Source organism: Marinilabilia salmonicolor, from assembly GCF_003003035.1.
In the GTDB taxonomy this organism is placed as follows: domain Bacteria; phylum Bacteroidota; class Bacteroidia; order Bacteroidales; family Marinilabiliaceae; genus Marinilabilia; species Marinilabilia salmonicolor_A.
Genome location: NZ_PVTS01000001.1, coordinates 229,325 through 249,465, shown reverse-complemented (window position 1 = coordinate 249,465; position 20,141 = coordinate 229,325). Strand labels below are relative to the sequence as shown.

Genomic DNA, 20,141 nt, shown 5'->3' with positions numbered 1-20,141 from the left:
TCACCTCAATAACCGGGGAAACAAAATGGTAAGAATTACCCCCCGCGCCAGCATAAACAGTAACATCCCCAGCCACAAGGCATGATTCCCCAAATACGGGAAAAGCACAAAAAATGGAAGAAAAAAGAAGCATGCGGCAGCAATGACCATACTGTTGCGCATAGGAACTGAGGCAGTCGCTCCAATATAAACCCCATCCCAGATATAAGAAGCAAAACTTACCAAAGGAAGAAAAACAACCCACCATAGAAAATCACTCCCCCTGTCCACAACCTCTTGCTGATCGGTAAAAAAGTGAAGCAACTGGTCGCCGGCAACTGCATAAAGCACGGTGAACAAAGCTCCCAATCCAAAGCCCCAGTAAAAAAGAAACCCGATGGTTTTTCTCAAGGTTCTTTTGTCGTTGGCTCCAAACCAGCGCCCTACCATGGCCTCAGCTGCAAATGCAAAACCATCCAAAAAATAAGAAAACAACAAAGCAAACTGAAGCAAGGCACTATTGGCTGCAAGGGTAACATCCCCAATACCGGCGGAGCGCGATGTAAAAAAAGTAAACACAGCTATCACACTGAGGGTACGAATAAAAATATCCCCGCTCACATTCATAAACTTCGAAAATCCCACGCGCAAAAGCTCCAACCTCGAAGTGAAAAAATGCCAGGCCCATTGATATTTTCTGAAAAACAATATCAACGCTATAACAAGACCGGCATACTGACCAATTACTGAGCCAAGCGCCACCCCTTCAGCTTTTAGTCCCAATACCTGCACAAACACAACACTGCTCAAAACATTCAGCAAATTCACGCTCACGGAGATCAACATCGGATATAAAGCATTCTGCATTCCAAGAAACCATCCATAAAAAACCATCAGTGAAATAGCTGCAGGCGCAGCCCATATTCGAATAGCATAATAGTCCCGGGCAATAACTTTTACCTCCTCAGAACCTTCCAGCAGCCAAAAACTGAAATCACCCACAGGCCCCTGAAATACCAATAAAAGAGCTGCCCCTGAAAAAGCCACCATTAGCCCGCGCTGCAGAACCAGCGCCATCTCCTGTCGGTTTCCCCGACCAAACGATTGGGCGGCCACTCCACTCATACTCATGCGCAGAAAAGCAAATCCCCAATAGACAAAATTAAAAATTACCCCTCCCAATGCGACGGCTCCCATAAAAAGTGTGGAATTGAGATGCCCCATCAGATAGAGATCAACCATGCTAAGCAACGGAACCGTGAGGTTCGTCAGGATATTTGGTACTGCAAGCCGGAGTATTTCTTTGTTCATTAGAAAAAAATTTGTCTATAATGGCCCAATGGAACTCGCATTAAGGAACTTATACATTTCCTCTTGTGGCAATTCGTTTCATTCGATAACGAGTTGAAGAGTGCAAAGATAACAAACCCCAGCGACTGAAAACCCGTTTTCACTTATTGCCTCACCAGCACCCACACACAGGTTTACTATTTTGTCGAAGCCACGCCACAAAACATTTAACAAATTTTAAACCCATTTATTTGGAATAAATCCAAATAAGCATTAATTTTGGACAAGTTTATCTGAAATAAGAGAAAATAAATTGATTGTCTAATCATAAAAACTTAAACATTATGGCATTTGAACTTCCAAAACTCGATTATGCATACGATGCATTAGAACCTTACATTGATGCCCAAACCATGGAAATCCACCATACCAAACACCATGGCGGATATACCACAAAACTGAATGCGGCCGTTGAAGGCACAGACCTCGAAGGAAAGAGCATTGAAGAAATCCTGTCCAATGTTTCCAAACACTCAACTGCAGTGCGAAACAATGGTGGAGGTTTTTTCAACCACAATCTTTTCTGGAAAGTAATGGGTCCAAATGCGGGCGGAAAGCCGGAAGGCGAATTACTTGCGGCCATTGAGAAGAAATTCGGTTCTTTTGATGACTTTAAAGAGACGTTTAACAATGCAGCAGCCACCCGCTTCGGCTCAGGATGGGCCTGGCTGGTTAAAAAAGAAGACGGTTCACTTGAAGTAGGAAGCACACCTAACCAGGACAACCCACTCATGGACGTTTCTGACCTGAAAGGAACTCCGATTCTCGGACTGGACGTTTGGGAACACGCCTATTACCTGAAATACCAGAATAAGCGTCCCGAGTATATAGATGCTTTCTGGAGCGTGGTAAACTGGGATGAAGTGAATAAACTCTTCAAAGAATAAGAATACCAATAACCATTTGTCGATCAATATTTATTTGTACGTCAAAATGGGGCTGTCGCAAAAGACAGTCCCATTTTTTATGCGAGAAATTTAACCTGCCTTATACATAAGACAGGTGCGATGAAAACAGACTGAAAGCCTGAGAGCGATAGCTCAGAGTAACGTCCCGGGTCTGAAATTTTCCCGCACAACCACTCTCTTTATTAATCGCAATGCACCCCGCAAAGAGACAAAAGTCCATTCACAAAAAAACTCCCCCTGCCGGCAAAAGCCGACAGAGGGAGCCATCAAAAAGAGTCACTCAAAAATAATTTAACCTGGTTATTTAATTTCAATCATACGGGCAGGCTTCGGTTTTATCTCTTCCCTCTTCTGCAATTTAATTTTCAGAAGACCATCTTTGTAAGAGGCATCAATTTTTCCTTCATCCACCTCATTCTTGGGAATAGCAAATGAGCGGTTAAATGATGAATAGCAAAACTCGCGGCGGGTATAGCCTTTCTCTTCATTCTTCTGCTCATCTTTCTCTTCCATTTCGGCAGAGATGCTCAGCACGCCATTGTTCACCTCAACTTTAAAATCGTCTTTCTTCATACCCGGAGCAGCAACTTCAATTACATACTCATCTTCATTCTCCATTACATTAACAGCAGGAGTAGAAGTTTTGCGTACCTGACGAACGGGTGCTCCAAAGAAATCACCTCCAAAGAAATCGTCAAAAATGTTGGCGATGTCGGGTACCTGGTTGTTAAATCTTCTTACAAGTGTCATAACTATATCCTCCTAATTTTTTGGTTTGACATTTAATTTTTGTTTTCTGTCCAACCTACTTCAAAGGAAATGCCAATGCCATAAATCTGTAATAATGACAGCATTAAGACACCCTGAGTGCCGACTTGTCATAAAAGCAATTAAAAACCAGCCAACTTGACATGCAACTTGTTCAAAAATCATTTTAAACCCGAAAACATCACTCTCTAAACTCCAATATATCACCTGGTTGACAATCAAGCTCTTCACATATAGCCTCAAGCGTACTAAAACGTATTGCCTTAGCTTTCCCCGTTTTCAATATGGAGAGATTAGCCTGAGTGATATCGATCCTCTTCGCCAGTTCTCCCAGAGAAATTTTGCGTTTAGCCATGACCACATCCAAATTCACTATAATCGCCATCTTTCTTCCGTTTTAGATTGTTAATTTCCGTTCCTCCTCAAGCAAAACACCTTGTGCAAAAACTTCAGCCAGGAGCAATGCAACCACCCCAATAACCAACCAAAGAGGATCTGAAGCAATTTGAACTATAGCATAATCCTTCAAGTCAAATAATGTCAGATTAATTTTCCAGGAAAGATGCTTAAACAAATAATCGCACAAATAGAGCCCAATTATCATCCAACTCATTTGCCGGATAAGCCGAACATTTCTACGATCAAAGAAATATCCGTTTTGGAGGTATGAAATCAACCCAAAGAAACGGAAAGGCAACATAAGATAGAGCACCAACATGATTAAAGATATAATTCCTTGCAGAATCTCCATTGCATTTATTTTAGCTTTCCGCACAACCTCATCAGGCAAAGCTATTTTCATAAGCGAATAACTAGAATCAACATTTTCTCCTCCTTCTAATTGAATATTTTCCGGAAAGAACATAACACTCTCTTCAGGGGTAACTCTTACGTAAAAAACTTCAAACAAAGAATCCCTTACCAGGCCTTCCTGATTCTCATACCCTTCAACGCCCCAGCCACGCAGAAAACCTGACTTAGCATCTTCCCACTCATCCCAAACAGGAAAAATAAGCATCCATACATAAAGCACACCGGCAATAACAGAAAGAAATGTAATTTTTCTCTTAAAAAAAACCCCTTTAAGCATGCCCTTTTCTTTCTTCAAAAACAAATTTTTCATAAGTCAGAGTTTTATCGTTTATCAATAAACAAATATAAGACAAAATAATATTGAAAAACAAATATTTTTTATTGAAAAACAATATTTTTTTATTCAAAATCAATAACCAGGAAGGACTTTTCATTTACCTTTTGGATTATTTATTTTCTTAAAGCTCCGATTATCTGCAGGCCCGCCATCGTGCCTACTGTTTCATCACTCCTGGTTAGCACGAAGTGGAACGATTGTATGGAAGAAGTAGGGCCAACAAGAATTTAAAATACAGATAACACAGAGGTAATATGGAAGAGCAGGTAAAAGAAGATCTTTGACGTGGAGACATTTTTTAATTTCCTCCCAACAATTCCTGTGTGTAAAGGGTCGTTTCAAACGAGAAACGACCCTTTAATTGGTTTCTGTCCATAAAGTACCACTTGCGTCGTTACGCTCGCCGCCAAAATACTCATTTACGATTGGTAAACTCCGTTTTTGGCGGCTTTGCAAGCCTAGCAATTGGCACTTTCTGACCAGAAACAGCTCTAAAAACAGAATTTGCTTAGTTTAGGGACAAACACCAATTAGTGTATGCCCATAAAGTACCATTTGCATCCCCGAAGAATCGGGGCAGGCTGCTACGCTTGACCCCAGAATGCTAATGCTCTCTATTCATCCTTATAAAAATTATTTTCAAGGTCGGATGGAACTCGTCCCGAACATTCGGGACTCGTTTCATTGATCATTGATCATTGATTATTGGTCATTGATTATTAATCATTGATTATTGGTCATTGATCATTGTTAACTGGCAATTGCCTTCAGCCTCTGTAAAACAATGCCTTAATGATATAAAAAGCCATGCGCGGATTTTCCTTCAAACGCCTGGTTGAATATCCAAACCATTGTTCACCAAAAGGAACATAAACCCGCATCCGGTGACCTGCAGTTAAAAGCTCCCTTCTCAACTCCGGAGTTACACCATACAACATCTGGAACTCATAATCCTTATCGCTAAGAGAATAATGCTGAATCAACTGCTGAGCACCATCCGTCAACTCCCTGTCGTGAGTGGCAATACCCACAAATATTCCTTTCTTAAATAGAAAATCAAGGGCATCCAGAAAGTGGACATTGATTTCTTTACGGTCTTTGATGGCTATATTTTCAGGCTCCACATAAATCCCTTTACAAAGACGCACATTGACAGGCTTTTCGGGAGAATGCAATTCTGCAAGGAATTCCAGATCTTCAGGGGTGCGCTTTAAATATGCCTGTATCACGATGCCCACATTTTTCGGAAATAAATCATGAAGTTTCTGATACAGCTTCAGTTCATCATCCACGCAACTGCTGTCTTCCATATCAATGCGGACAAATGAGCCATAAGAACGGGCCTTTTCCACAATCTCCCGCACATAATTATACCCCGTTTCAAAATCGATCTGAAGTCCGAAGCTGGAGGGTTTCAGAGAATAAGTAGCCTGAATCCCTTCCTTTTCAAAACGATCAATCATTTCCAGATAGACTTTTCTTACCTCATCCGCCTGACTGATTTCTGAGATATATTCCCCGAGGTGATCAATGGTTACCCGGATTCCTTCCTTTGCAAGTTTGTGTGAAGCAGCAACAGCATCATCAATTTTTTTGCCTGATATATAGCGCCTTGAAAAGATCCAGACAAATTTCTTTGGCAGGTAAGGCAAAACCGATGCAATGAATTTGTTTATCATACGTTAAAGAGATAAGGACCGCAACCATGATGGAGAAAAACCTCATCAGGGTCAAAAGTCGTGAAACATAAGTCCTCATTTTCAATATAACCCCACCCAACCGCGAAGGACTTATGTAAATTTTCCAAAATAAGGTCAGAAAAAAAATGACACATCTCACGATTAAGTCAGCAATTGACTTAGTCTGATAAAATTCATATTTTGTTGTAAACCTGATTTGTAAATCGGGCCAAGACGAAGTTAAGAGGCGAGTGAAAGGGTCATACTCAAAAATATGAACAGAAACATATTCACAGGGTTATTTGGTGCCGCAGCATTCTGGCTGTTAACGGCAAACATGGGTTATGCGCAAAGTTGTGACTACTCCAACGGACAAAACGATGATTGGATATTCAATAAACGTTGTGCTCCGGTGACAGTGGAACGCATTGTCACGTTCCGCGGAGTAGATGATGGAGGGACAGGAAACGTTAGCATTTACTTCGACTGGGGGGATGGTTCAGATCCGGAAATCATTTCTGCATCAGAACTCACAACTGGTAACTGGCAGGCAAGTGCCACACATATATATCCTAAAAACGGAGACAGATGCAATTACTACGCAGAGGCCTTTTTAATGGTTGATGGCGTATTATGTACCAGCTCGGGACAGGGCCAGACGGCAACTGTATGGGACATTGACAACGAAAACGGAGGAGAATTAAACATCAGCCCGGTGGTTTTTCCCATTTGCGTTGGAAACGACGGAAGCGTACGTTTCACGGATGTAAGTCAATGGAATTGTACTCCGCCGGATGAAGAAGACACCCCAAATAATAAAAATCGATGGACGCAATGGATTTATGGAACAGGCTCAACTTCCATAATCGATGCAACAGTTGGTGGCGTTGGATACTCCTGGCCACACCGTGGCTCGGTGGAATATTATCCCGAACCGGCTGAAGCCCCTGCCCCTCCTCCCTCTATTTCTGAAGAGATATACATACCCGACTATTACGAGGTGGGAGATATGTTTGAAGTTACCATTCGCAACTGGAATACCTGCAACCCATACAATGAGGACCCCACAACCCCTCCGGGAGATCCAATAAACGGCGACAATCCACCAGTAACAACAACTGCCATGGCTTTGATTGTTGCCATCCCGGACGGATCTGTTGATCCTGCAGGACCCTTTTGTGAAACCGATGCTCCTTATACTCTGGTGCCGGCCACCCCCGGAGGAACCTGGTCGGGACCAGGAGTTGATCCCTCCACTGGTGAATTCACCCCTGTTGCGGCAGGTCCGGGAACGCACACCATTACCTATAATATATCGAATGCCTATGGCTGTTCAGCGTCAGGAAGTATTGACATTGAAGTAAGGGAGGCACCTTCCCTCGACATCACACCGGGCACCTCTATCTACCTCTGTCCGGGTCTGGATCTGCAACTCAACGCAGCCATAAGCGGAGGAACTCCACCCTACTCTATCCAATGGACGGGAGACACAGCCCCGCTTAGTGCCACCAACATCACCAATCCGGACTTTAACACAACCAATACAGGAAGCTTCAACCTCACGGCAACAGTCACCGATGACACCGGCTGCAGCAATCAGGCCAACATCACCATTGACATTGAAGAGGTTTCCATTGTTTTCGACCCCAACCCCATTGAGGTTTGTGCCGGTGAAACCGTAGAGCTTAGCCCTATTACCGATGGAGGCTCCACGGTATTTACAAGTCATACATGGAGCGGGAGTGATACCGACAAACTCTCAGCCACAGATGCTGCAAACCCGGAATTTAGTTCCACCGAAACAGGAACATTCACCTATACCTACACGGTAATCGACGACAAGGGCTGCTCAGATCAAACAGACATCAGTGTCATTGTCAAAGAACAACCCGTGGCTGATGCAGGCCCGGATGAACAACTCTGTTCTCTGACCCATCAGCTCAACAGCAATGAGGTTAGTGGAGCTACCGGACTCTGGCAGGTAATATCAGGCCCGGGCAATATTTCATTTGATGATGCTTCTTCCACCAACGCCACCATTACTGCTGACACATACGGTGTCTATGAACTGTCCCGGGAGATTGACCTGAACGGCTGTACTTCCACTGATGTTGTAACCGTTACCTTTTCCGAAAGTCCTTCCCCTTCAGCAGGTGAAGACATAGAAGTATGCGGATTGTCCACCAGCCTTGAAGCCATACCGGATTTCGGAACAGGCAGCTGGAGCATGACTACAGGCCCCGGAAGCGCAATATTTACAGATGCATCCGCCCCAACAACAGCCGTCGCCGCAGATACCCCCGGACAGTACCTCTTTACCTGGACTGAGACCTCCGCAGACAACTGCACCGGAAGTGCTGTGCAGACAGTCAACTTCCTCCCACAGGCAGAGGCCAGCCTGGCGCCATTTACAACCGAGGCCTGCTCTCCGTTGGAAATAACCTTTGAAAACACATCCGTCAATGCCCAAACCTACGAATGGGATTTTGGCGACGGAGCCGCAAGTACTCAGGAAAACCCGACTCACATCTTCCGGACGACCACCAATTCTCCTGAAACTTTTGACATCACATTTACAGCAAAAACCGCAGACAACTGCAACGACACAAAAGACTATCAAATAACGGTCAATCCAATACCTCAGGCCCTATTTGAGACCTCCGACCTTGCAGGATGTTCACCGATGAGTGTCACACTCAACAATCAAAGTTCAGGAGCCACTGGTTACACCTGGGATTTTGGAGACGGGAGCGATTTCAGTGAAGAAGAGACCCCATCGCACACCTACACAAACCAGGAAGCATATGTTCAATCTTTCAGAGTAAATCTGACGGCTGAAAACGACTACGGATGCACAGACAGCTATTTCACATACATTACAGTTTATCCCGTCCGTGAAATTGAGCTCACAGCCACACCGGAAGAAGGCTGTTCTCCGCTAACATCCCAGCTACTGACACAGTCAGGTGCAAAAAGTTATTATTGGAACTTTGGTGACGGGAGCACCGAAACAGGCAACTATCAAACCGCCCATACTTTTGTAAATAACAATCAGGAAGATATCAGCTACGAAATATCGGTAACAGGCACCTCGTCGTTTGGATGTCCTGAAGAGGCCGCGACAATGATAACCGTGCATCCGACTCCCTCGCCGGATTTTACCGCGACTCCGACAGAACAACAGATGCCCGACCGAACTGTTTCAGTTAACAATACAACGACCGGTCAATGGAATTATTTGTGGTCCTTTGGAGATGGCACCACTTCTGAAGCAACCAGTCCGGAACCTCATCAATACGAAGCCTCAGGAGATTATGAAATCAGCCTGCGTGCCTACAGTGATTTTTGTGAAGCCACCACATCAGAGATCATATCCATCCTTCCTATGATGCCCGCCATCGACTACGGGCAGGATGAAAGCGGATGTCCACCTCTGACTGTCTCCTTTTACAACAACACGCTTGATGCCACCTCCTATCTTTGGGAATTTGGTGATGGGCAGTCCTCCAATGAGCACGAGCCCACACACACCTACCGGGTACCCGGCACCTATCCGGTTCGACTCACAGCCTATGGCCCGGGCGGAACCATAACTGCAGAAGAGGTAACCATTCAAATATACAATACCCCTACAGCCCTCTTTGAGCCGGTTCCCAAGGTTGTTTACATTCCTGATGACGAAGTAACCTTCCTAAATAAATCGCAGGGAGCCGATTTCTGGGAATGGTCATTCGGAGACGGCAATTCATCAGTTGAATTTTCCCCCACCCATTCCTATGCCAGCACCGGCAGCTACGATGTTACACTAAGGGTGGAGAATTCAGATGGATGCACAGATGAAATTACCATTCCGGATGCGGTCAAAGCTGAACAGGGCGGAGAAATTGACTTCCCCAATGCTTTTACCCCCAACAAGAATGGCCCCACAGGTGGCCAGTACCAATTTGGCGAACGAACCAATCATGTATTCTATCCATTTGTGCAGAAAGGCATCGTAGAATACAAACTCCAGATATTCTCCCGTTGGGGAGAACTACTGTTCGAAACCACCGAAATCAATCGCGGATGGGACGGCTATTACCGTGATAAGCTGGCGCCTCAGGGTGTTTATATCTGGCGGGTAACAGCCACCATGAGTGACGGAAAACGAATTGAAAAAGCAGGAGATGTAACCCTGCTCAGATAAAGAGATGGCCCCGTTATGCATAAAATCAAACCAATACATATCGCTCTTTGGAGTATGCTTTTCCTCTTGTCAGGGACGGGCTCTTTTGCACAGGACCTTCATTTTTCTCAGTTCTATGCATCACCACTGTATCTGAGCCCCTCTTTTGCCGGGGCTACCGATGGAGGGCGACTGGTCATGAATTACAGGAACCAGTGGCCGGGAATAGAAAAAGCATTTTCCTCTTATGCCGTCTCCTTCGACAACTACTTCAACTCATTCAACAGTGGTTTGGGGATACAACTCATACAAGACAAAGCAGGAAGTGCCGGATTAACAACCACACATGCAGCACTTCAATACTCTTACAACATACAGATTACAGATCAGTGGCAGGTAGTTCCTGCCATTCAGTTTGCCTACGGAAACCGCTCCATTGATTTCAGCAAACTGCGCTTTGCCGATGAGCAAATAGGAGGAGGTGCGTCAGGTTCGTGGGATCAACTAACCAATGAACAGGCAGAGTATGTTGACTTTGCCTCCTCTGTATTGTTTTACAGCCCCTTCATGTGGGTTGGCATGACCGCCGACCACCTGGCAACCCCCAACTACTCCTTTTTGGGAGAAAGAATGCAACTTCCCCGGAAATATGTATTCTTTGGAGGAGTGAATTTCTGGACAGAAAGGCGGCGAAGAATAAAAGGAGACCGTTCCTTCAGCGGAACTTTCAGGATTCAGCATCAGCAAAATTTCAACCAGGCAGATGTTGGTGCATACTGGTTCAACGACCCGCTGGAAATAGGACTATGGTACCGGGGGCTTCCGGTGTTTGGCAACGACACAGAATCCAAATTCAATCAGGATGCCATCGTCCTTTCCCTGTCGTACCGTCATGGCGCCGTCCGTTTTGGATACAGCTACGACATTACCATCAGCAATCTGGGATGGAATTCTGCCGGAGCACATGAACTCTCCCTGATTTTTGAATTCAATCAAAACTTCAGCCTGCGAAACCGGGGTCAAAGACCTGCTGTCCCCTGTCAGGCATCGTCCAATCCACTCATTGACCAACAAAACACGGGTAAATACAGAAACAAAAGGAAACGAATATTCTGATTTGGACAACATCGTAAACGATGAAAAAAATAGAGAAATAATTCTTTAGTTTTTATTATATTTGTTAGAATGGTGAATGATCCATGCATCGACATACATTTGGATCACATCGAGGCATCACGCATTTAACCGACCTGATATATAAGAAAGATACGGTGAAAACAGGCTAAAAGCCTGAGAGCAATAGTCTGGGGCAACGCCCCGGGAAAATTGTAACAAATCCCCCTCCCATTATTGGTCGCATCGCGACCAATAATGGGAGGGACGTAAGAGATACATCAACTCCCAGGGCGTTGCCCTGGGCTATTGCTTAAAGACCTTTGGCCTTTTAAAAACGCAACAACATTATGCATTCCATTGAAAGAAAAAATCTCGCTTTTTAAAAGCCTGCTGTATTCATGTAAAGCAGACGATCATGAAGAAAACAAATTACTAACAAATAAAATAAGCACTATGAACTTTTCACTTCCTCAATTACCTTACGATTTGGATGCTTTGGAACCAAACATCTCAAAAAAAACACTGGAATTTCATTATGGCAAGCACCATCAGGCCTACGTAAACAACCTGAACAATCTGGTGCCGGGAACCGAATTTGAAAATGCCGATCTGGAGACCATCATCAAAAAAGCCGATGGAGGTATCTTCAACAACGGAGCCCAGGTCTGGAACCACACCTTTTATTTTTCTTCTTTCTCGCCCAAGGGAGGGAATGCGCCCACGGGGCCTTTGGCACAAGCCATTGACGAAGCATTTGGATCGTTTGAGCAATTCAAAGAAGAATTTGCCAAAGCTGCCGCCACATTGTTTGGTTCAGGATGGGCATGGCTGGTAAAAAACAGCAATGGCAAACTGGAGATTGTAAAAGAGAGCAATGCCGGAAACCCGCTTCGAAACGGACTTACCCCCATCCTCACCTGTGATGTGTGGGAGCATGCCTATTACCTCGATTACCAAAACAAGCGGCCCGATTACATCCAGAAATTCTGGAATTGTGTGGACTGGGACATCGTTGGAAAAAGATTCTAACAACTTAAACCAATCAGCTCCGGACAAAATGCCGGAGTTGATTTTTCAAATTAACCAAACACTATGAACAACCTGAAAGATTTAATCCGACGAAACAGAAGTTATCGTCGTTTCTATGAAGAAGAAAGCATTCCTCAATACATTCTGGAAGGCCTTGTTGACCTTGCCCGCCTATCCCCGTCAGCCCGCAACGCTCAAACCCTCAAATATTTCATCTCCTGCGATGCTGAAACCAATGCAAAAATCTTTCCGCACCTTTCCTGGGCTGGTTACCTGCCCAACTGGGACGGCCCGGTAAAAGGAGAAAGACCCTCGGCTTACATTGTAGTACTCAATGACACAAAAATTTCAGATAATTATTTTTGTGATGACGGCATTGCCATACAGAGCATACTTTTGGGAGCTGTTGAACAAAATCTGGGTGGCTGCATCATTGGTTCGGTGGACAGGCTGAAACTATCCAATGCACTGGAGATCCCAAAGCATCTGAAAATTGTTGAAGTCATTGCTCTGGGCAAACCAAGAGAACAGGTAGTTATCGAAGACCTGAAAGATGACAACATCAAATACTGGAGAGACGAAACTCAAACACACCATGTGCCCAAAAGAGCACTGGATGAAATTATTATCAAATGCTGATTTTTCAAAGGCTGTCCCACAAAGACAGCCTCTTTTTATTTTAGGCAGTGCGACTGGTCAATTCCACATCCATCGCCACATCATCCCCTTTTTCGTTGGTTACAATTCTGAATTTCACCTGATCGCCCGGTTCGAGATCATTAAAATCACACCCGACCACTGCTTCATAATGGAAGAATAAATTAAGTGGCGGATACTTTATAAAACCATAGCCCGATTTCACAGATAAAATGGTACTCACCTCATAATCCTCCCCCAGAGGTTCCTCCTCTTGTTCGGGAGTGGGCTGCTCATTTTTAGCTCCCGAGTCCTTATTCACAAAAAGGCTTTCCACCAGTGGAATCTCCTCAGGCTTTGGCTCATTAATAATCTCCTCCATGTAAACCGGATAAGTCACCATATTCAACAAGTCCTGAGAAGTGCGTGTCACCCGGTGATTTCCATAGTCATCGCGATAATCAAAATCCCAGGAGAGCAGCATAATACGCACTCCGAGGGAATTAAGTTTTCGCGCCAGTGGCACATAGTCACTGTCAGACGCTATAAGCACGATTACGTCGAATCGGTTGTGAAAGGCCAGGTCAAAAGCTTCAAGCGCCAGTAAAACATCAATACTTTTGTCGAATCGGGAGTTGCCACCTGCATTACTTTTCTGAGGAAGATAGTGCGTGGTAATACCTTCTGACATCAGAATATCATCAAATACCCGGTCGTAATAAAGCAAATTCCCTTTCTGGCTGGCCTCTGCGGCACCGGGGCGACTTCTGAAATAATGCGCATCTACAATCTGACTATGCGCAAACCCCATGGGGCCATATTCCACCGAAGCCACTTTATTGCGAATAAAATCATGTAATCCGGAGATGCTGATCCGGCTATGTTTTGAATGTACGTAGTTGTAATAGTTGCTTACATGAAAGAAATAATTGCCATCATAAAATACTCCTATTCGAATCAATTCTTTGTTTTTTTCCAATTGCATCTTTTAGTATTTGTTTTTTTGATTTTTTCAGACCGCCTTCCCTGCTCTATTTCCCCCTGATCAGGTGAACAGCGCCTTCTTTTCTGTGCACTTCATTATCATTGTATCCTTCACCTCGTATATAGTAAAAATATACTCCCGGAGCCCCCATGGTTCCACCTATTTTACCATCCCAGCCACGTGCAGGGTCATTTCCCTCATAAACCCGGCGGCCCCAACGGTTAAAAACCACCATTTCAAACTTCTTAATAGATTTGTAAGCCACTCTGAATTGGTCATTAATACCATCTCCATTTGGTGTAAAAACATTTGGCACTTCCAGTTCCGATTCCCATACGCTTACCACAAACGGAGCACTGAGGCTCTCACAGCCCGAGTCGCGGTTCACTACCCGCAAATATACGCTGTCGGTTCCCGCTGAAGAAAACACAAACAGCGGGTTTTGTTCAACCGACTGCCCCGAATTTCCAAAAGTCCATTCCCAGGCATTTACTTTCCCCTGCGATTGATCGTTAAATTTGATTTCGATGGGAGCGGACCCCTGCGCATCAGAATGGCGTTCGTTTGGAACAGTATCTTTTTTCACATCGGCTTCAAATTCTGCAGCAACAGCAATGGCAGAATAATCAATGGTCGATTCAAGAACATTCCCAAAGCGGTCGGAAACGGAAACCACGTAGGATAGATCCTCAAAAGGAGCATCAAATTCGACAGTCCTTCCTGATTGCGACCCGTCACCTTCGGGCAGAGTAGTCCACTCAAAAGCAAGATTGTAATTTACGCCCCCAAAACTTCCGTCCATCGGATCGTAGAAAATCAAAGGAACGGTATCTGCTGAGGCAGACATTTCAACACCATAACAATCATCATAAGTGATCTCAGCCTCTACATTTGTTATTTTTTGAGTGTTGTAAACCCAAAACCTTTCATCTGCAACAACCACACCGGCTTCATCTTCCACAACCACCCGATATCCGCCGGGAGTTCCGGCAGTAAGCTGATTCCCTGAATTGGCCAGTTGATTGTCCCAACTGTTGTCGGTTACGTCATGCTGAAACCAGGCAAACGAAGGATTGTTTCCGGCATAATCAAACCGCACTGACATGAAACTTCCTTCGGGAAAACAAAACACCTGATCGTTAGGAGTAGCGGATGAATATTCTGTTTGAGCCACCAGTGCATTCTCCGCAGAAAGCTGTCCGCGAACACTGACTGAAGCCATTAGAAAAACAGTAAAAAACAACAGTAAAGACCTAATTGAGAACATTCTGAAAATCATTAACCGTTAGAATAAGTGACGAAATTACAATAATAAAACGTACGAAAAGAGAAATTAATTGTGAATCTGATATTAATAGATCGTTAGATTATAGAAATTAGAGATTAGAAAAGATGTATAGCATTGGCATTCCGAATTTTATGAAAAACATTCATTTAGACCGAAAGGCTTAATTTCCAAAACTTTGAAAAAACTTAACGGACTATTGCAATATTAAAACACCAAAATTCAAATCTATAGAACAGTTTCATGTACCATCACACAGGAATGCTTATATTTGAAAGCGAAAAAAACAACCACGTCTATTATGCACAACAAACCCCTGATATACAAACCACAAAGCTATGCAGCCATGCTTTTGGTCATCATCATAGCTGCCTGTTCCTCTCCTGAAAAGAAAAAAACAACAAAAAAAGAGCCATCGCCGGAAGAAATAAACACAGAATCTTCAAAAAAGAACCTTGAAGAGTGGAAAAAAGACAAACTCTCACTTTTCGTCTATTTTGGGGTTTATTCACTTTATGAGGGAAAAACAGAAAACCAACCGATTGACGGAGCAGCGGAGAATATCCGTGCATTGGCAGGAATTACTCCCGAAAATTATGCCCGAAAAGCACGTGAGTTCGATCCTAAAAAATGGGATGCCAACGAGATTGTTAATCTTGCCCGTGACATCGGAATGAAAAGAATTGTGTTGGATGCCAAACATCATGATGGATTTTGCTTATTTAAAACCCAAACAACAGATTTCAATTCGGTTGATTTCACTCCGGCCAATAAAGATTTTGTAAAAGAGATGTCGGATGCCTGTGAATCCGGCAACATCAAGCTTAGTCTCAGTTACTCTCTAACCGACTGGCACCTGCCGGCTGCTATGCCAATGTCGGAGAATCACAACACTCCCGTAACAGAAGAACATCATAATGTCAATCTCAAACGTATAGAAGAATTGCTGACCAATTACGGTTCGGTATCCGAGCTATATCTTTATTCAGGATTAAACACCCCGGAACAAAGCAGAGACTTACGGCAGCTGATAAAGAAACTTCAACCTGAATGCCTGATTAGCGATGGCATTGGCAACGATATGGGAGATTTTGTTGCCTCAGAGTATAATTCGCTCCCCGCAAAAACACCGGATGTTGCATGGAATATGCTTGCATCCGCATTCTCTGATACACGAGGATACAAAGATACCAAATCCGAGGTGGATCCTCTGCCCATAGCAAAGAAGAAAGTCAAAGAAATGATTCGGGTATTATCATCCGGAGGAAATTACTCACTAAGTATTGGAGTCAAAGCAGACGGAACCACAGAAGGAGTAGAAGAAGAGGTGCTCAAAAACCTGGGACGTTGGATAAAGGTAAACAGGGAAGCAGTATATGAGACCATGGAAAGCCCTTTCAAAACGGCAGCCTCCAACTACAAAATAACCAGAAAAGAGAATAAGCTTTACCTCTTTATGGAATCTGTTCCTGCCTCTTCATCCATAAGAATTTCAGGACTGAACAATAAAATTACAGCAGCCCGGTTTCTGGGTAGTGGCATCCCTTTGGAAGTCGTGAACAGAGGCAACGTAAATGAGATTCTCTGGACAGCCCCTGCCATGGCCGATCCGATGGAAGTTCCTGTAATTGAGGCAGAATTTGAAGAGACTATCCGTCCGATACCCGAAAGGGGCATCAGCATCAACGCTGCAGACACGCTGACATTGGATAACACCAACGCTTTTCATCACACAGGTATCACACAACAGGATCAGATTACGGCTATTCCTTCCTCAACGGCTCTGACCTGGCACCTTAGCGCCGGGCATCCACAGCAGGCAGAATTTCGGTTCCTTCAAACGCTGAAAGGAAAAGAAATTGCAGTTGAAACCGCAAATGGCGAACAACAAATCGTCCTAAACGGAAAACAGAGCCGCCTGGTTTGCTCCAAATACGACACCATACAAACCGGAGACATCTATCGTTCGGAGATTTTCTACGGAGATTTAAAGGAGGTTCACGTAAACCCCAATGGCAGTAACAGATTGAGAATTTTGAACACATCATGGCACAATCTCAAAAACACAAAAGATTCGCACCTCATCCCCCTTCCCATGTCCACCAGATATTACTATGTGGAAATAGAGTCTGAGAATGAACAACAATATTGTTACCGCGTAACGGGCAACGATGGTATGCATGTCTGGTTCAACCAGGAGGAAATACTCCTGAGCCGCAATAATGTCCCCGGCACTCCGCTGATTAAAGAGCTGGTTTTTGACCTCAAAAAAGGAAAAAACATCCTCCTGATTAAAAATTACAACCGGGTGGGCAGCAAAGATTATTTTGACCTCAAGTCTCTGTCCGATGCACATTGGTGGCAACAGACCATTTCCATCCCGGCCGAACCGGAATACCTGAAATTAAAACCTGCGGGGCAACAAAACCCCTTTCAGGAAGCAGGATTCGAAAACTTAACCATTGTTTTGACACCCGAAAACCAAACGAAGTAGCCCACTAACACCCGAAAATTAAAAACCGAAGAAATCTGTTTTTTCGTGGAGAATTATTTACAACAGCTGAACGAAGCACAACATAAAGCGGTAATCAACACCGAAGGACCTTCTCTGGTCATTGCAGGAGCAGGATCGGGAAAAACCCGGGTACTGACCTACAGAATCGCCTATCTGCTGGAGAAAGGCATAGCACCCTGGTCGGTATTGGCATTGACCTTTACCAACAAGGCAGCCAGGGAAATGAAAAACCGAATCGGACAAATTGTAGGACAGGAAACAGCCTCCAAGCTATGGATGGGCACCTTTCACTCCGTTTTTGCCAAAATACTTCGCATCGAATCAGAAAAACTGGGTTATCCCTCCTCTTTCTCCATTTATGACACTGCTGATTCCAAAAGTCTCATCAACAGCATCCTCAAGGAAATGGGGCTCAACAAAGAAAAAGCCTACCGCCCCGGAACGGTTTTGGGCAGAATCTCCGCAGCAAAAAATGACTTAATCATTCCGGCCGTTTATGCCAGGGACCCCCAGCGCACAAGTGCAGATGCAGCAGCCCGTCTGTTCAGAATGCCGGAAATTTACCAACGTTACATGAGAGAGTGCCGAAAGGCAGGAGCCATGGATTTTGATGATTTGCTGCTCAACACCAACATCCTGTTTCGTGACAACCCCGATGTTCTGGAAAAATATCAAACCCGTTTTCAATACATTTTAGTTGATGAGTATCAGGACACCAATTTTTCACAATACCTGATCACCCGAAAGCTGGCAGAGAAGCATAAAAACATCTGCGTGGTAGGTGATGATGCTCAAAGTATTTATAGTTTTCGGGGAGCAAAAATTGAAAACATCCTTAATTTCCGAAACGACTATCAGGGGTACCAGCTCTTTAAACTGGAACAGAACTACCGCTCCACCCAAAATATTGTAAACGCAGCCAACAGCATCATTGCGCACAACGACAAGCAGATAAAAAAAGAGGTCTATTCACAGAACGAAGAAGGCCAGAAGATTAATATGTTTCAGGCACAATCCGATGTGGATGAAGGGTTTATTGTCATCAACGACATTAATGACACCCGCCTGAGGAACCAGTGCCAATATCAGGATTTTGCCATTCTCTACCGGACCAATGCACAGTCACGGATATTTGAAGAAGCACTCCGCAAGAAAAACATGCCTTATAAAATATACGGAGGTCTTTCATTTTACCAACGCAAAGAGATAAAAGACCTTCTGGCTTACCTGAGAATTACAGTTAATCCACGGGACAGCGAAGCCCTCAAACGGGTAATCAACTATCCCGCAAGGGGAATCGGGAAAACGACCATGGAAAAGATTGAAAATCTGGCAAACCAGAACAATCTGAGTCTTTGGGAGGTAATAACCAACCCTGCCCTGCCCAACACCGGATTTAACAGCGGAACCCTGAAGAAACTAAGCAGTTTTGCCCGATTAATCTCAGGTTTTATGAGCCAGGCTCCCAATATGTCCGCCTTTGATCTTACCAATGAAATAGCCACACAGAGTGGTATCATGAAAGAGCTCCATCAGGAAAAATCGCAGGAGAACCAAACACGCATTGAAAACCTGGAAGAGCTCTTCAATGCCATTCGTGAATTCTCAGATGAAAGGCAGGAGAGCGGAGAAAACAACAGTCTGGTTGATTTTCTGGAAGAAGTTTCATTGTTAACCGATCAGGACAATGACAAACCCGACGACCTAAATAAAGTCACATTAATGACCATCCATGCAGCCAAAGGGCTGGAATTTAAAAATGTTTATATCGTTGGTGTGGAGGAAGGATTGTTTCCGTCGTCGATGGCTTCAGCAACTGAACCAGGAATTGAAGAAGAACGCCGCCTGTTCTACGTAGCACTTACCCGTGCAGAAGAGAGAGTTACCCTCACCTGTGCCCGAAACAGATATAAATACGGAGAATTAACATTTGCCCGCCCCAGCAGGTTTTTAGGCGAAATTAATCAGGAGTACCTGAACATTCCTGCTGAATCACGAAGCTTTGCACCAACAGGTAAGGAAACCGGGTCGTTTGCAAAAAAGAAGCGTTTCAACCTGAAAGATGACTCCGCTCAGGAAAAGAAAAAATTTAATTTCAGCGGAAAAACACTCCAGAACAATGATTCCCCATCGCGCTTTAATTCTCTCGCCCCGGGCGAACAAAGCCAAATTCAGCCGGGCGTAATAATAGAACACGAGCGTTTCGGCCAGGGAAAAGTTCTGCATCTGGAGGGAGTCGCTCCAAACATCAAAGCCACTGTGTTTTTTAAAAATGCAGGTCAAAAACAATTATTGCTTAAATTTGCCAAACTTAAAATAATCACTTAGATTTGCAATACATTTAAGCTTCAAAGGATTACGACTGAAAAGATCGTATCTCAAACCAGACAATCATTTTTTGAAGATTTTTCCCTGCAAGTTCGTTTTTTTTAACAATGAAATACGATATTTGCAAACCCTGAAACTTACTTGAGAAGTTATCGTTATAACAAACAATTTTATATTCAAAATTTATGGTCGGAGATCCGGCTTTCACAAAGTTAGCATCAATAACAACCCTCTTGTGAACCCGGTGT

General features: G+C 44.1%; 14 protein-coding genes. 7 read left to right on the top strand and 7 right to left on the bottom strand.

The annotated features are described in order from the left end of the window. Positions 1-1,290 carry an MATE family efflux transporter gene (locus BY457_RS00960; RefSeq protein ID WP_106151470.1) on the bottom strand — a complete coding sequence of 430 codons (1,290 nt, stop codon included), beginning with the start codon at positions 1,288-1,290 and terminating at the stop codon, positions 1-3. Between the two features lie 323 nt (positions 1,291-1,613). Between BY457_RS00960 and BY457_RS00955 the strand changes: the two genes are divergently transcribed. Then, positions 1,614-2,216, top strand: coding sequence for a superoxide dismutase (locus tag BY457_RS00955; protein WP_106151469.1), 603 nt, complete (start codon positions 1,614-1,616; stop codon positions 2,214-2,216). Positions 2,217-2,537: 321 nt separating this feature from the next. On the opposite strand, the gene BY457_RS00950 is transcribed toward BY457_RS00955, so the two are convergent. The 4 genes from BY457_RS00950 to BY457_RS00935 all read right to left on the bottom strand — a co-directional run bounded on the left by BY457_RS00950 (position 2,538) and on the right by BY457_RS00935 (position 5,834). Continuing rightward, positions 2,538-2,987 carry an Hsp20/alpha crystallin family protein gene (locus BY457_RS00950; RefSeq protein ID WP_106151468.1) on the bottom strand — a complete coding sequence of 150 codons (450 nt, stop codon included), beginning with the start codon at positions 2,985-2,987 and terminating at the stop codon, positions 2,538-2,540. Between the two features lie 199 nt (positions 2,988-3,186). Then, positions 3,187-3,390, bottom strand: a complete 204-nt coding sequence (locus tag BY457_RS00945) for a helix-turn-helix domain-containing protein (RefSeq protein ID WP_106151467.1) — start codon at positions 3,388-3,390, stop codon at positions 3,187-3,189. 12 nt (positions 3,391-3,402) lie between these two features. Further along, complete coding sequence (locus BY457_RS00940) at positions 3,403-4,128, bottom strand: DUF2975 domain-containing protein (protein ID WP_106151466.1); 726 nt, start codon at positions 4,126-4,128, stop codon at positions 3,403-3,405. Between the two features lie 794 nt (positions 4,129-4,922). Then, positions 4,923-5,834 carry a proline dehydrogenase family protein gene (locus BY457_RS00935; RefSeq protein ID WP_106151465.1) on the bottom strand — a complete coding sequence of 304 codons (912 nt, stop codon included), beginning with the start codon at positions 5,832-5,834 and terminating at the stop codon, positions 4,923-4,925. 274 nt (positions 5,835-6,108) lie between these two features. On the opposite strand from BY457_RS00935, the gene BY457_RS00930 reads away from it, so the two are divergent. The 4 genes from BY457_RS00930 (at position 6,109) to BY457_RS00915 (ending at position 12,783) form a co-directional block, all read left to right on the top strand. Beyond that, positions 6,109-10,020, top strand: coding sequence for a PKD domain-containing protein (locus BY457_RS00930; RefSeq protein WP_106151464.1), 3,912 nt, complete (start codon positions 6,109-6,111; stop codon positions 10,018-10,020). 15 nt (positions 10,021-10,035) lie between these two features. Next, positions 10,036-11,115, top strand: coding sequence for a PorP/SprF family type IX secretion system membrane protein (locus tag BY457_RS00925; RefSeq protein WP_258176481.1), 1,080 nt, complete (start codon positions 10,036-10,038; stop codon positions 11,113-11,115). 453 nt (positions 11,116-11,568) lie between these two features. Beyond that, entirely contained in the window at positions 11,569-12,144 is a 576-nt protein-coding gene (locus tag BY457_RS00920) for a superoxide dismutase (RefSeq protein WP_106151623.1), read from the top strand. Between the two features lie 63 nt (positions 12,145-12,207). Further along, a complete protein-coding gene (locus tag BY457_RS00915; RefSeq protein ID WP_106151462.1) occupies positions 12,208-12,783 on the top strand; it encodes a nitroreductase family protein in 576 nt (191 codons plus the stop codon). 40 nt (positions 12,784-12,823) lie between these two features. On the opposite strand, the gene BY457_RS00910 is transcribed toward BY457_RS00915, so the two are convergent. Continuing rightward, entirely contained in the window at positions 12,824-13,765 is a 942-nt protein-coding gene (locus BY457_RS00910) for an NYN domain-containing protein (RefSeq protein WP_181256290.1), read from the bottom strand. 46 nt (positions 13,766-13,811) lie between these two features. Continuing rightward, positions 13,812-14,987 carry a T9SS type B sorting domain-containing protein gene (locus BY457_RS00905; RefSeq protein WP_258176480.1) on the bottom strand — a complete coding sequence of 392 codons (1,176 nt, stop codon included), beginning with the start codon at positions 14,985-14,987 and terminating at the stop codon, positions 13,812-13,814. A gap of 364 nt (positions 14,988-15,351) precedes the next feature. Here BY457_RS00905 and BY457_RS00900 point away from each other — a divergent pair, with 364 nt between their 5' ends. Then, entirely contained in the window at positions 15,352-17,544 is a 2,193-nt protein-coding gene (locus BY457_RS00900) for an alpha-L-fucosidase (protein WP_106151460.1), read from the top strand. Between the two features lie 45 nt (positions 17,545-17,589). Continuing rightward, positions 17,590-19,893 (top strand): ATP-dependent helicase, encoded by a 2,304-nt coding sequence (locus BY457_RS00895; RefSeq protein ID WP_106151459.1) that lies wholly within the window; start codon positions 17,590-17,592, stop codon positions 19,891-19,893. The last annotated feature ends 248 nt before the right edge of the window (positions 19,894-20,141 follow it).